This window comes from Pseudomonas sp. SCT (assembly GCF_003864275.1).
Lineage (GTDB): Bacteria > Pseudomonadota > Gammaproteobacteria > Pseudomonadales > Pseudomonadaceae > Stutzerimonas > Stutzerimonas stutzeri_AE.
Map to the genome: position 1 here is coordinate 73,601 of NZ_BDJA01000009.1, position 13,656 is coordinate 87,256.

The window sequence follows — 13,656 nt, forward strand, 5'->3', positions numbered from 1 at the left end:
GCGGGTGACCCCATAACAACAAGAAAAGGGACGTGACGTGAGCCAAGCAGGTAAGAACATCCTTCTGGTCGATGACGATCAGGAAATCCGCGAACTGTTGCAGACCTATCTCAGCCGCTCGGGTTTTCAGGTGCGCGGCGTGCCGGACGGCGGTGAGTTTCGCGCTGCCCTGTGTGCCGAGCCGGCCGATCTGGTGATTCTCGACGTGATGCTGCCCGACGAAGACGGCTTCAGTCTCTGTCGCTGGATTCGCCAGCACGAGCGGCTGGCTTCGATGCCGATCATCATGCTCACGGCGAGCTCCGACGAGGCCGATCGGGTGATCGGCCTTGAACTCGGCGCCGACGATTACCTGGGCAAACCCTTCAGCCCGCGCGAGTTGCTGGCGCGGATCAAGGCATTGCTGCGGCGGGTCAGCTTCGCCCAGGAACGCGGCAGCGATGTGCTGGCCTTCGATGAGTGGCGGCTGGACATGATCAGCCACCGCCTGTTTCACGCTGACGGCGAAGAAGTCTTTCTCTCTGGCGCCGATTTCGCCCTGCTCAAGCTGTTTCTCGACCATCCGCAGCAGATCCTCGACCGCGACACCATCGCCAACGCCACGCGCGGCCGCGAGGTGATGCCGCTGGAGCGCATCGTCGACATGGCGGTCAGCCGTCTGCGCCAGCGCCTGCGCGACACCGGCAAGTCGCCGCGGCTGATCCGCACCGTGCGTGGCAGCGGCTATCTCTTGGCCACCCAGGTAACGCCGCACCATGAATCTGCGCACTGAGCGGCGGCGCCTGCGGCTGGTGCCGCGCTCGCTGCTCGGACGGATGCTGCTCCTGACCCTGCTGGCGGTGTTGCTGGCTCAGGGCCTGTCGAGCCTGGTCTGGCTGTCACAGCTGCGCGCCAGCCAGATGGAAGGCCTGCTCACCAGCGCCCGCAGCCTGGCGCAGTCGATGGCCGCCAGCGTCAGCTACTTCCGTTCGTTGCCACTGGGCTATCGTCCGCTGGTACTCGATCAGTTGCGCAGCATGGGCGGCACGCGCTTCTTCGTCTCGCTCAACGACAATCCGCTGGACATGAAGATCCTCCCCGAAACGCCGCGCAAGCGGGCCGTCCTGCATGAGGTCGAGCAGGTGTTGCGTCAACGGCTTGGTGGCGAGGTGGATCTGACCATCGAGTTCGTCAGCCCGGATGACCTGCGCATCTTCAACAGCGGCATCAAGCTCGACGAACTGCCGCGCTCCTGGGCGCATTACGCGCTGGGGCTGGAGCCGCTGTCGCCACCGGTACTGGTGACGCAGATCCAGATCGCCCCGCAGGAGTGGCTCTATCTGGCCTCGCTGATGCCGGCACCCTACGTCAGTCTGGAGGACGAGGGTCTGCCGATTCAGCAGCTGTGGTTCATCGTGCTGACCAGCGCCTTTCTGCTGCTGTTCATCGGCTTGCTGGTGCGCTGGCAGAGCCGACCGCTGAAGCGCCTGGCCAAGGCGGCGCGGGAAATGTCCGTGGGCGGCGAAGTGCGGCCGCTGACCGAGGCTGGGGCCAGTGAGATCGTCGAGGTGAGTCGCGCCTTCAACAACATGCGCGAGCGTATCAGCCGCTACCTGACCGAGCGCGGCCAGTTGTTCAGCGCGATTTCCCACGACTTGCGCACGCCGATCACGCGGCTGCGTCTGCGCGTCGAGCTGCTGGAGGATGAAGCCCAGCAGATCAAGTTCACCCGTGACCTCGACGAGCTGGAATTGCTGGTCAAGGGCGCTTTGCAGTGCGTGAAGGACACCGATATCCACGAGAACGTCGAGGCGGTGGATCTCAATCTGCTCCTCGAGCATATCGTCGAGCCGTATCAGGCCTGTGACCGCACCCGCGTGACCCTCGACGGGCACGCTTCGGCGCCTTATCCCGGCAAGCCACTGGCGCTGAAGCGCTGCATTGGCAATCTGCTGGATAACGCCTTGAAGTACGGCGAGCGCGCCCATCTGCATGTCGAGGATGGCAAGGAGGCGCTTGTGCTGCACGTCGATGATGAGGGCCCCGGTGTGCCGGAGCAGCGTCTCGAACAGGTCTTCGAGCCTCACGTGCGGCTTTCCGGTCAACAGCAGGGCTATGGGCTGGGCCTCGGCATTGCGCGCAACATCGCCCACGCCCACGGCGGTGAGCTGAGCATGCGCAACCTGCAGCATGGCGGGCTGAGGGTGACGCTTACCCTGCCGCGCTGACCCGTGCGTCCGCCCCGTGCGTCCGCCCCGCGTTACCTGCCGCGTACCTTTGTAACGGCCTTGTGACCATCGGCCATCCCTTCGTTACCCAGTGTCCATTTTTCTGCGCATAGACTCGATCCATCGCAAGCGACCATGACTTGCAGGATAAAAACAAGAAGGTGCCCCTCCATGAATGCGTTCCATCGTCTCGCTCTATCCGTTTCCCTTGCCCTGCCTGTACTCGCCCATGCTGGTGAAGTCGAAGTTCTGCACTGGTGGACCTCCGGCGGTGAAAAGCGCGCGGCCGATACCCTGCAGAAGCTGGTCGAGCAGAAAGGCCACAGCTGGAAGGACTTCGCCGTCGCCGGCGGTGGTGGCGAGGCTGCCATGACCGTACTGAAAACCCGCGCCGTTTCCGGCAACCCGCCATCCGCCGCACAGATCAAGGGCCCGGACATTCAGGAGTGGGGCGAGCTCGGCCTGCTCGCCAACCTCGATGACACCGCCAAGGCCGAGCGCTGGGACGAACTGCTGCCCGAGCAGGTGCGCAAGATCATGCAGTACGACGGCTCCTACGTAGCCGTGCCGGTCAACGTGCATCGGGTCAACTGGCTGTGGATCAACCCGGAGGTGTTCGAAAAGGCCGGCGCCAAGCCGCCGAAGACTCTCGATGAATTCTTCGCCGCTGCGGACAAGCTCAAGGCCGCCGGCTTCATTCCGGTCGCCCATGGCGGCCAGCCTTGGCAGGACGGCACCGTGTTCGAGGGCTTCGTGCTGGGCATTCTCGGCCCGGACGACTATCACAAGGCCTTCGTCGAGCTGGATAACGACACCCTGACCGGCGACAAGATGGTCCAGGCCTTCACCGCCCTGAAAAAGCTGCGCGACTACATCGATGCCGATGCGGCCGGGCGCGAGTGGAACCGTGCGACCGGCATGGTCATCGACGGCAAGGCTGGCATGCAGATCATGGGCGACTGGGCCAAGAGCGAGTTCACCGCCGCCAACAAGGTCGCCGGCAAGGATTACCAGTGCCTGCCATTCCCCGGCACCCAGGGCAGCTTCGCCTTCAATATCGACTCCCTGGCGATGTTCAAGCTCAGCAGCGACGACAACCGCAAGGCTCAGGACGACCTGGCGCGCACCGTGCTGGAGCCGGAATTCCAGACCTTCTTCAACCAGAACAAGGGCTCGATTCCGGTTCGCCAGGACCAGGACATGAGCGAGTTCGATGCCTGTGCCCAGCAGTCGATGACCGACTTCAAGGAAGCCGCCAAGGGCAGCGGTCTGCAGCCCAGTCTGACTCATGGCATGGCTGCTTCTAGCTACGTGCAGGGCGCGGTGTTCGACGTAGTCACCAACTTCTTCAACGACCCCAAGGCCGACCCGCAAAAGGCGGCCAAGCAGCTGGCGGCGGCGATCAAGGCCGTGCAGTAACGCCAAGGGCGGACCGCGTCCGCCCCGGTTCCCGAAACGTGCGTCCCGGTACAGGCTTTGGCCTGTGCCGCGGGCGACGACATCCCGGATTTCCATGAGGGATCACACCAATGAGCTCCATCGCGCTTCAAGCCAGGCCCGCCAAGGCCTCGCCGCTCGACGCCCTGCAGCGCTGGCTGCCCAAGCTGGTGCTGGCGCCGAGCATGCTGATCGTGCTGGTCGGCTTCTACGCCTACATCGGCTGGACCTTCCTGCTCTCGTTCACCAATTCGCGCTTCATGCCCAGCTACAAGTGGGTCGGTCTGCAGCAGTACGAGCGCCTCTGGGACAACGACCGCTGGTGGGTCGCCAGCCAGAACCTGCTGGTCTTCGGCGGCTTGTTCATCGCCGTCAGCCTGATCATCGGCGTCGTGCTCGCCGTGCTGCTGGACCAGCGCATCCGTCGCGAAGGGCTGATCCGCACCATCTACCTGTACCCCATGGCGCTGTCGATGATCGTCACCGGCACCGCCTGGCAGTGGCTGCTCAATCCCGGCCTGGGCCTGGACAAGCTGCTGCGCGACTGGGGCTGGGAAGGCTTTCGCTTCGACTGGCTGGTCGATCCGGATCGGGTCATCTATTGCCTGGTGATCGCGGCGGTGTGGCAGGCCTCGGGCTTCGTCATGGCGCTGTTCCTCGCCGGTCTGCGCAGCGTCGATCAATCGATCATCCGCGCCGCCCAGGTGGATGGTGCGAGCCTGCCGACCATCTACCTGCGCATCGTGCTGCCGAGCCTGCGCCCGGTGTTCTTCAGTGCCTTGATGATTCTGGCCCATATCGCGATCAAGAGCTTCGACCTGGTCGCGGCGATGACTGCCGGTGGTCCGGGGTATTCCAGTGATCTGCCGGCGATGTTCATGTACGCCCATACCTTCACCCGTGGCCAGATGGGCCTGGGTGCGGCGAGCGCCATGCTGATGCTCGGCGCGGTGATGGCGATCATCGTGCCTTATCTGTACTCCGAGCTGAGGAACAAGCGCCATGTCTGACTTCGCGCAACCGCGCCTGACCCTCGGGCGCCTGACCATCTACGCCACCTTGTTGTTGGCCTGTGCCGTCTACCTGGTGCCGCTGATCGTGATGCTGCTGACCAGCTTCAAGACCCCGGAAGACATCCGCACCGGCAACCTGCTGAGCTGGCCTGAAGCGTTCAGCGCCATGGGCTGGCTGACGGCCTGGGACAGTATCGGCGGCTATTTCTGGAACTCGGTGAAGATCGTCATTCCGGCGGTGCTGATTTCCACCGCGTTGGGTGCGCTCAATGGCTATGTGCTGTCGATGTGGCGCTTCCGTGGCTCGCAGCTGTTCTTCGGTCTGCTGCTGTTCGGCTGCTTCCTGCCGTTCCAGGTGATCCTGCTGCCGGCGTCCTTCACCCTCGGCAAGCTAGGCCTGGCCAATACCACCACCGGTCTGGTGTTGGTCCATGTGGTCTACGGCCTGGCCTTCACCACACTGTTCTTCCGCAACTTCTACGTCAGCGTGCCGGATGCGCTGGTGCGCGCGGCGCGGCTGGACGGTGCCGGCTTCTTTACCATCTTCGGCCGCATCCTGCTGCCGATGTCGGTGCCGATCATCATGGTCTGCCTGATCTGGCAGTTCACCCAGATCTGGAACGACTTCCTCTTCGGTGTGGTGTTCGCCAGTGGCGACACCCAGCCGGTCACCGTGGCGCTGAACAACCTGGTGAACACCAGCACCGGTGCCAAGCAATACAACGTCGATATGGCCGCCGCGATGATCGCAGGCCTGCCCACACTGGTGGTCTACGTGGTCGCCGGCAAATATTTCCTGCGCGGGCTGACTGCCGGCGCCGTCAAGGGTTGAGGAGAACAACGATGGCTTCCCTGGAACTGCGCAACGTTCAAAAGAGTTATGGCAACAGCCAGATCGCGACGCTTAAGGACATCGCGCTGAAGATCGACGCCGGTGAGTTCCTGATCCTCGTCGGGCCTTCGGGCTGCGGAAAATCCACCCTGATGAACTGTATCGCCGGGCTGGAGAACATCACCGGCGGCGAGATTCTCGTCGACGGCGAGGACATCAGCCAGGCCAGCCCGAAGGATCGCGACATCGCCATGGTGTTCCAGTCCTACGCGCTGTATCCGACCATGAGCGTACGCGACAACATTGCCTTCGGCCTGAAGATGCGCAAGGTGCCGGCGGCGAAGATCGAGGAGGAGGTGGCGCGGGTCGCCAAGCTGCTGCAGATCGAACCGTTGCTCGAGCGCAAGCCGTCGCAGCTCTCCGGTGGCCAGCAGCAGCGCGTGGCCATGGGCCGGGCGCTGGCGCGGCGGCCGAAGATCTACCTGTTCGACGAGCCGTTGTCGAACCTCGATGCCAAGCTGCGGGTGGAGATGCGCACTGAGATCAAGCTGATGCACCAGCGGCTGAAGACCACCACTGTGTACGTCACCCATGACCAGATCGAGGCGATGACCCTCGGCGACAAGGTCGCGGTGATGAAGGATGGCGTGATCCAGCAGTTCGGCACGCCCCACGAGATCTACAACAACCCGGCCAACCTGTTCGTCGCCAGCTTCATCGGCTCGCCGCCGATGAACTTCGTACCGCTGCGCATCCGTCAGCGTGACGGGCGCTGGGTGGGTGTGCTCAACAGCGAGCAGGGCAGCTGTGAATTGCCGTTGCCGATTACCAGCGACGACGGGTTGCGTGATCGCGAACTCATTCTCGGCATCCGACCGGAACAAATCGGCCTGGCTCCAGCAGGATCAGCGGATTTTTCTCTGGCGGTCGACATCGAAGTGGTGGAACCCACCGGGCCAGACACCTTGGTGGTGTTCACGCTGAATCAGGTCAAGGCCTGCTGCCGCTTGGCGCCGGATCAGGCGCCGCGGGTGGGGGAAACGCTCAGTCTGCAATTCGATCCGCGCCGGGCGCTGCTGTTCGATGCCCAGACCGGCGAGCGGCTGGGCGTGGTGCAGCCTGAGCCCGTGCGTGAGAGCAAGGTCACCCGATTGGTTTCCAACGGAGCGGGTACCGCGCAGTGAAACGCCGCCTGCCTTGCCAGCAGGCGGTGCGAAAAGTGGACGGTTAAGGAATGAACAGAGTCGTCTTGGCTCGATCCAGCGATCAATAACAACAAAAGCGGAGTGGATATGAAAAAAAACCTGACAGCCCTGGGCGTAGCGACTGCCGTTGCCGCGATGGCCCTGCCATTGAGCGGCCATGCCCTGGAATTCACCGGCTACATGCGTAGCGGCGTCGGTGAATCGGTCAACAGCGACTCGCAATCGTGCTTCCAACTGCCCGGCGCACCGACCAAGTACCGCCTCGGTAACGAATGTGAGCAGTACGGCGAGCTGGACCTTCGTCACGACCTCTACACCTTTGCCGATGGTTCGGTGCTGAGCGTGGAGGGCATGGCGGCGCTGTACAACCAGTACAACCATACCCCGAAGTTCACCGGTGATCATGGCTGGGCGCGGATGGTGCAGGCCTATGCCGAGTGGAGCAAGGTGCCGGCGCTGAACAACGGTTCTTTCTGGGCTGGTCGCCGCTTCTACAAGCGTAATGACATTCATATCTCCGATTTCTACTACTGGAACCAGAGCGCCACCGGCGCCGGTGTCGAGGACATGGAGATTGGCGGGCTGAAGTACAGCTACGCCTTCTCGCGCAAGGACAGCGTGTTTCAGAAGGACTACGTCAATCGCCACGACTTCAACGTCGGCGGCTTCGACAGCAACCCGGGCGGGGAGCTGGAATTTGGCCTCAGCTACATCGATAAACCCAGTCGAGACGACGCCAATAGTGGTTGGGCGGTGACGGTGCAGCACGTGCAGTCTGACTTTCTCGGTGGCAAGAACACTCTGGCGTTGCAATATGGCGAAGGGCCCGGCACCGGCCTCGGCTATACCGGCGACGTGACCCTGGACGACAGCGCCAAGAGCTGGCGCGTGGTGGAGTATTTCGACTGGCAATTGACGCCGCGCTTCGGCGGCCAGTTCCAGGTGGTCTATCAGAAGGATAAGCGTGCTGACGGCGGCGATCAGGACTGGTGGTCGGTGGGTGCGCGCCCGGTCTATGCGTTCAGCGAGCAGTTCAAACTCGTCACTGAAGTGGGGCATGACCAGATCGACGCCACCGACGGTACGCGCAAGCTGAGCAAGTTCACCGTCGCGCCGACCTGGTCACCGTCAGGTCCGGGATTCTGGGCGCGCCCGGAATTCCGCCTGTACTACACCTACGCCAGCTGGAACGATGCCGCGCAGCGTGCCGCCAACCTGATGGCCGAGGGCTCTGCGTTGTCCGACAGCGGCGCGTTCGGCAATGCGCAGCACGGTTCGAACTTCGGCGTACAGGTAGAACACTGGTGGTAACAGTCGCGCCTTAGCGCGTCGCCATCCAGATCAGCAGTCCGGCCTGGAACAGCGCCAGCGCGATCAGGCAAACGATGGTGAATCGCAGCGCACCGTCCTCACGACGGAAGCGGGCGATTCGCTCCTGCAGATCGCGGATCTGGTTTTCCTGCGCCTGCAGGTTGCGGTCGGCCTGCTCCAGCATCGCTGCGGCATCCTGCAGTTCAACGACCTGCACCTTCTCGCCGTTCCAGTCGGGGCGCAGCGCGCTGACCCGCGGCGCGCCGTAAGTCGCCTTGGTCGCCTGATCCTTGGGGTAGTCGATATCGAAGCCCTGGGTGCGCAGGCAGTGGTCACGGCGCAGGCGCTGGTCGTCGCTCGTCACATCCTTGGGCAGCGATCCGCCCTCGACCAGATAATGGCCCCAGCGTCGCTGTGCCCACGCCGCGCCTTGCGCCAGCAAAAAACGGCCGAGTCCGCGATTGGTCGGTTCCAGCCACAGACCCGAGTCCGGCCCGAAGCGCAGCTCCTTGCTGCGGTGATCAGCCCAGACCTCCAGTACGTTGTTCTTGCGCGAGCGCACCTGGCCGGGGATGTTGATGAACATCCGCAGCAGACTCTGCTCAGGTGTATGGCGTTCCAGTTGTGCCAGTTCGACGAAGCGCAGTGGGCGCGCGCCGCCGTCGCGCTCGGTTGGCAGCGGGGCCAGGCGCAGCAAGCGGAAACGGTCAGGCTTGAGCTCCGCCCACGGATGCTTGGGCGGTGCCGGCTGTTCTTTGTCGGTGCTCTGGGCGGTCTCGGTGTCGGTCATCTGCGCGTTCCTGGCCTGCGCGGCGGCTCGTTCCGGAGTGATATCGGGCCATCGTCACGGTGCTATCGGCTGCGCGCCGCCTAACTGGAGGCTGGCAGGATGCCATTAGTCCGCAGGAAGTGCTGGATGTGCTCGAGCACGCCGCGTGCGAGCGGCAGATTCGGGTCGTCGTAGGAAGCCAGCTGCGCGGCGCTCGCCGGCACGATGCGCAGCACGTGGTTCATGCCGTCGACCAGGGCCAGCTGGGCGTCCGGCTTCGCTCGCTGCAGCGCTTCGGCGTCTTCGACACCCACCTGGATGTCGTGTCGGCCCTGGAGGATCAGCGCCGGAACATCCACCGCCGCGAAGGCCGCGGCCGGGTCGTAGGCGAACAGCGAGATCAGATAAGGCTGCACGCTGGGTCGGAACAGCACCTGCAGTGGTTCGGGCACTTCGGCGTGGGTGCGTCCGGCCTTGAGTTCGTCAATCAGGAATTGGCTGGTGGCGAGCAGCGCGGGCGGCAGGCGACCCTGCAACTGCGCACGCAGTACTTCGTCGATCGACCTGCCGCTGCCGGCGATGCTGATCAGCGCGGCGGCGCCCGACTTCGGCGCGGCGAGACTGGCGATCAGTGCGCCCTCGCTGTGGCCGACGAGGATCAGCTCGCTGAAGCGGGGGTCGCCCTTGAGCCTCGCGCTCCAGGCCAACGCGTCGCTGACGTAGGCGTCGACGCTGAGGTCGCGCTCGTTCGGTGCGGCTGCCAGGCTGGCGCCAACCCCGCGCTTGTCATAGCGCAGACTGGCCACGCCTTGTCGCGCCAGGCCTTGGGCGAGGCGTTTGAGGCTGTCGTTGTGCCCGGCCGGGTTGTTGCCATTACGATCGGTCGGCCCGGAGCCTGCGATCAGCAGTGCCACCGGCACCGGTTGCTCACTCTTGGGCAACAGCAGGCTGCCCTGCAGTACGCCGTTGCCGGTGTCCAGATTCAGGGTCTGATTGAGCAGGGTCTGAGCCTGCGAGAGAGAGGGCATGGTCAGTAGCAGCAGTATCAGCAGGGCACGCATGGATGGACTTCGTTGGTCACGGAGCAGGTTGGACGCAGCAATCGGCGCAAAGGTCAGTATGCGCCGGCAACAGGGGCGATGACACCGCAGCGCCCTCAGGTATACTTCCGGCCCCTGTTTTTCGGTCGATCGCGGAGCGTCCTGCATGTCCGGCAATACCTACGGCAAGCTGTTCACCGTCACCACTGCCGGCGAAAGCCATGGTCCTGCGCTGGTGGCCATCGTCGACGGTTGCCCGCCCGGGCTGGAGCTGTCGCTGGAAGATCTGCAGCGCGACCTCGACCGTCGCAAGCCGGGCACCAGCCGGCACACGACCCAGCGCCAGGAAGCCGACGAGGTGGAAATCCTCTCCGGCGTATTCGAGGGCAAGACCACCGGTTGCCCGATCGGCCTGCTGATCCGCAACACCGATCAGAAGTCCAAGGACTACTCGGCGATCAAGGACCAGTTCCGCCCGGCCCACGCCGACTACACCTATCACCACAAGTACGGCGTGCGCGACTACCGTGGCGGTGGCCGCAGCTCCGCGCGCGAGACTGCCATGCGCGTGGCGGCCGGCGCCATCGCCAAGAAGTACCTGGCGACGCTGGGCATTCAGGTGCGCGGCTACATGAGCCAGCTCGGCCCGATCGAAATTCCGTTCAAGACCTGGGACAGCGTCGAGCAGAACGCTTTCTTCAGCCCCGATCCGGACAAGGTGGCGGAGCTGGAGGCTTACATGGACCAGCTGCGTCGCGATCAGGATTCGGTGGGTGCGAAGATCACCGTGGTCGCCGAGGGCGTGCCGCCGGGCCTCGGTGAGCCGATCTTCGACCGCCTCGACGCGGAGCTGGCCCACGCGCTGATGAGCATCAACGCGGTGAAGGGCGTGGAGATCGGCGCCGGTTTCGCTTCGGTCGCCCAGCGTGGCACCGAGCACCGCGACGAGCTGACGCCGCAGGGATTCCTCTCCAACAATGCCGGCGGCATTCTCGGCGGCATATCTTCGGGGCAACCGATCATTGCCCATCTGGCGCTCAAGCCAACGTCCAGCATCACCACGCCGGGCCACTCGATCGATGTGAGTGGTGCGCCGGTCGATGTCATCACCAAGGGCCGCCATGACCCGTGCGTCGGCATTCGTGCCACGCCGATCGCCGAGGCGATGATGGCCATCGTGCTGCTCGATCACCTGCTGCGTAATCGCGGCCAGAACGCCGACGTGCAGGTGACGACACCGGTGCTAGGCCAGCTTTGACCAGCAATCGACACGCTGCGAGCCGCACACGGTTGGCCTCTATGCCTCCGTTTGCGGCCTGAAGCCTGCCGCGTATGAATGCTCCGCTGCCGTACTGGCGCCTGTCCGGCTTCTATTTTTTCTACTTCGCTTTGCTCGGCTCCACGGCGCCGTTTCTCGGCCTGTACTTCGATCATCTGGGCTTTTCGCCGGAGCGGATCGGTGAGCTGATCGCCATTCCCATGCTGATGCGTTGCCTGGCGCCGAATTTATGGGGCTGGTTGGGCGATGCCACCGGGCGTCGGCTGGAGATCGTTCGCCTCGGTGCGCTGTGCACCTTGTTGTCCTTCGGGCTGATCTTTTTCGACAAGAGCTTTGCCTGGCTGGCGATGGTGATGGCGTTGCATGCCTTTTTCTGGCACGCGGTGCTGCCGCAGTTCGAAGTCATTACCCTGGCCCATCTGCATGAACAGGCGGAGCGCTACAGCCAGGTCCGGTTGTGGGGCAGCATCGGTTTCATCCTCGCGGTGGTCGGGCTCGGGCTGCTGTTCCAGCGGCTGAGTCTTGATCTCTACCCGACAGCGGTGGCCGTGGTCATGGTCGGTATCGTGCTGAGCAGCTTCTGGGTGCCCAATGCCCACCCGCGCCAGCGCGCCGAGGTGGCCGGGCAGGGTGGTTTTCTCGCTCAGCTGCGGCGTCCTGGTGTGCTGGCTTTCTACGCCTGCGTGGCGCTGATGCAGCTGGCACACGGCCCGTATTACACCTTCTTCAGCATCCACCTCGAAGCGCTCGGCTACAGCCGCAGTTTCATCGGGCTGATGTGGGCGCTGGGCGTGGTCGCGGAAATCCTGCTGTTTCTGGGCATGGCGCGCCTGCTCGAGCGTTTCTCCCTGCGCCAGGTGCTGCTGGCCAGTTTCCTGATTGCCGCGCTGCGCTGGGTCCTACTGGGACAGTTCGCCGATCATCTTGCGGTGCTGCTGATTGCACAGCTGATGCACGCCGCTACGTTTGGCAGCTTCCATGCCGCGGCCATTCACTTCGTTCAGCGCAGTTTCGGCCACCGCCAGCAGGGCCAGGGCCAGGCGCTGTACGCCAGTCTGTCCGGTATCGGTGGGGCCCTGGGTGCACTTTACGCCGGCTATGCCTGGTCCGGTCTTGGGCCGGGCTGGTCCTTCGCCATCGCCAGCCTGGCGGCATTGGCCGCAGCCGTTATCATTGCCTTCCGCTTGCAGGAGAACCGAGCCTGACAATCACGCGCCGCCAATTTCTTTCGGGCGCGAACTGAGAATGGCGCCCTGCAGCCCAGCTAAATTCCTGCCTGGCCGGTAGCGACCGACCAGACGACTTTTCGGAGAGCCGAACATGAGTGTCCTCAGCGTCTACCACGAGACCCGCCCCGATCAGCCGCTCAAGGTGCTGACCCACCTCGAAGACATCGCCCCGACGCTGGCCAAGGTCGGTGTGCAGGTGGAGCGCTGGGAAGCCAACGCGCCAATTGCCGCCGGGGCCAGCCAGGAAGAGGTGATTGCCGCCTACCGGCCGCAGATCGACAAGCTCATGACCGAGCGCGGCTTCGTCACGGTCGATGTGATCAGCGTGACCCGCGACCATCCACAGAAGGACGAGCTGCGCGCGAAGTTCCTCGACGAGCATCGACACGCTGAAGACGAGGTGCGCTTCTTCGTCGCCGGGCGCGCGCTGTTCAGTCTGCACATCGAGGACATGGTCTACGCCGTACTGTGCGAAAAGAATGACCTGATCTCAGTGCCCGCCGGCACACGCCACTGGTTCGACATGGGCGAGGAGCCGCACTTCGTCGCCATCCGCCTGTTCAAAAACCCCGAAGGCTGGGTCGCCGAGTACACCGGCGAAAGCATTGCCGATCAGTTCCCGCGATTGGACGACTGAGACGCCGGTCAACGCGTCCTCGCCGATATCGCCGCAGGCACCGCAAGCGCGCTTAGCTTCATCATCGACGCGCATCGCAGGCGTACATCCGCCTTCGCACCGGCGCTGCGCAGCGAAGCAGCGCGTCGCGAAGGCGGCGAGGCCGATGTCGGTATCAAGCGCGTCATCCAGATACTGCTCGGCTGGATTCGTCAGCGCCCGCTATCGAGCCGCTCTGGACTGGGAACTGAACCCTGCCGCCGCGCTGGCATCCTAGATTAGGTACTCACCCAAACAGGAGCGAACCCATGGGAGATGCCTTCGGCGGTATTTTCGGCCTGCTCATCCTGATACTGGATATCTGGGCAATCATCAGCATCGTTCGCAGCGACAGCACCAGCGGCAAGAAGGTGCTTTGGGTTCTGTTGATCGTCCTCCTGCCGGTGCTCGGCCTGATCATCTGGGGAATCATGGGGCCGCGTGGCAATCGTCCCGATGCGCGCGGGCCATACCGGTAATCCGTGGTGGAAAGCCTGAGCGGTCCGTTCGCCATTCTGGTGCTGGTGCTGGATATCCTGGCGATCGTGCAGGTCTGGCGCAGCTCCATCGAGATGGGCCGCAAGGTGATCTGGTCACTGGTAATCGTCCTGCTGCCGGTGGTCGGCCTGATCATGTGGGCGGTCGCTGCCGGGCCGTTCGGCAAGGCACGACTGTAGAC

Annotated in this window: 14 protein-coding genes; 12 read left to right on the forward strand and 2 right to left on the reverse strand. The window is 63.9% G+C overall.

Annotated elements, in window-relative coordinates; all coding sequences use genetic code 11:
• The first annotated feature begins 37 nt into the window (after positions 1-37).
• From BHD08_RS19660 to BHD08_RS19690, 7 genes are all read left to right on the forward strand, one after another.
• Positions 38-772, forward strand: coding sequence for a response regulator (locus tag BHD08_RS19660; protein WP_015276738.1), 735 nt, complete (start codon positions 38-40; stop codon positions 770-772).
• 19 nt (positions 773-791) lie between these two features.
• Positions 792-2,207: an ATP-binding protein gene (locus tag BHD08_RS19665; protein ID WP_177412705.1), complete on the forward strand. Its 1,416-nt coding sequence runs from the start codon at positions 792-794 to the stop codon at positions 2,205-2,207.
• A 171-nt stretch (positions 2,208-2,378) separates the two neighbouring features.
• Positions 2,379-3,626: an ABC transporter substrate-binding protein gene (locus BHD08_RS19670; RefSeq protein ID WP_125024477.1), complete on the forward strand. Its 1,248-nt coding sequence runs from the start codon at positions 2,379-2,381 to the stop codon at positions 3,624-3,626.
• A gap of 110 nt (positions 3,627-3,736) precedes the next feature.
• The gene (locus BHD08_RS19675; RefSeq protein WP_015276741.1) at positions 3,737-4,654 is read left to right on the forward strand and encodes a carbohydrate ABC transporter permease; all 918 of its coding nucleotides are present in this window, start codon (positions 3,737-3,739) and stop codon (positions 4,652-4,654) included.
• A complete protein-coding gene (locus BHD08_RS19680) occupies positions 4,647-5,489 on the forward strand; it encodes a carbohydrate ABC transporter permease (protein ID WP_015276742.1) in 843 nt (280 codons plus the stop codon). The genes BHD08_RS19675 and BHD08_RS19680 overlap by 8 nt, the downstream gene beginning before the upstream one ends.
• 11 nt (positions 5,490-5,500) lie before the next feature.
• Positions 5,501-6,673, forward strand: coding sequence for an ABC transporter ATP-binding protein (locus BHD08_RS19685; protein WP_125024479.1), 1,173 nt, complete (start codon positions 5,501-5,503; stop codon positions 6,671-6,673).
• Positions 6,674-6,781: 108 nt separating this feature from the next.
• Complete coding sequence (locus BHD08_RS19690) at positions 6,782-8,005, forward strand: carbohydrate porin (RefSeq protein ID WP_125024481.1); 1,224 nt, start codon at positions 6,782-6,784, stop codon at positions 8,003-8,005.
• A gap of 10 nt (positions 8,006-8,015) precedes the next feature.
• Here the strand turns inward: BHD08_RS19690 and BHD08_RS19695 are convergent, their stop codons facing one another.
• Positions 8,016-8,795 (reverse strand): hypothetical protein, encoded by a 780-nt coding sequence (locus tag BHD08_RS19695; protein WP_125024483.1) that lies wholly within the window; start codon positions 8,793-8,795, stop codon positions 8,016-8,018.
• Positions 8,796-8,875: 80 nt separating this feature from the next.
• On the reverse strand, positions 8,876-9,835 hold the full coding sequence (locus tag BHD08_RS19700) for an alpha/beta hydrolase (protein ID WP_125024485.1): 960 nt from the start codon (positions 9,833-9,835) through the stop codon (positions 8,876-8,878).
• A gap of 145 nt (positions 9,836-9,980) precedes the next feature.
• Here BHD08_RS19700 and aroC point away from each other — a divergent pair, with 145 nt between their 5' ends.
• The 5 genes from aroC to BHD08_RS19725 all read left to right on the forward strand — a co-directional run bounded on the left by aroC (position 9,981) and on the right by BHD08_RS19725 (position 13,654).
• Positions 9,981-11,072, forward strand: a complete 1,092-nt coding sequence (gene aroC, locus BHD08_RS19705; protein WP_015276747.1) for a chorismate synthase — start codon at positions 9,981-9,983, stop codon at positions 11,070-11,072.
• Between the two features lie 74 nt (positions 11,073-11,146).
• Positions 11,147-12,298 (forward strand): MFS transporter, encoded by a 1,152-nt coding sequence (locus BHD08_RS19710; protein ID WP_125024487.1) that lies wholly within the window; start codon positions 11,147-11,149, stop codon positions 12,296-12,298.
• A 115-nt stretch (positions 12,299-12,413) separates the two neighbouring features.
• Complete coding sequence (locus BHD08_RS19715) at positions 12,414-12,959, forward strand: acireductone dioxygenase (protein WP_125024489.1); 546 nt, start codon at positions 12,414-12,416, stop codon at positions 12,957-12,959.
• Positions 12,960-13,246: 287 nt separating this feature from the next.
• The gene (locus BHD08_RS19720) at positions 13,247-13,456 is read left to right on the forward strand and encodes a PLDc N-terminal domain-containing protein (RefSeq protein WP_015276750.1); all 210 of its coding nucleotides are present in this window, start codon (positions 13,247-13,249) and stop codon (positions 13,454-13,456) included.
• A 6-nt stretch (positions 13,457-13,462) separates the two neighbouring features.
• On the forward strand, positions 13,463-13,654 hold the full coding sequence (locus BHD08_RS19725; RefSeq protein ID WP_125024491.1) for a PLDc N-terminal domain-containing protein: 192 nt from the start codon (positions 13,463-13,465) through the stop codon (positions 13,652-13,654).
• Positions 13,655-13,656: the final 2 nt, after the last annotated feature.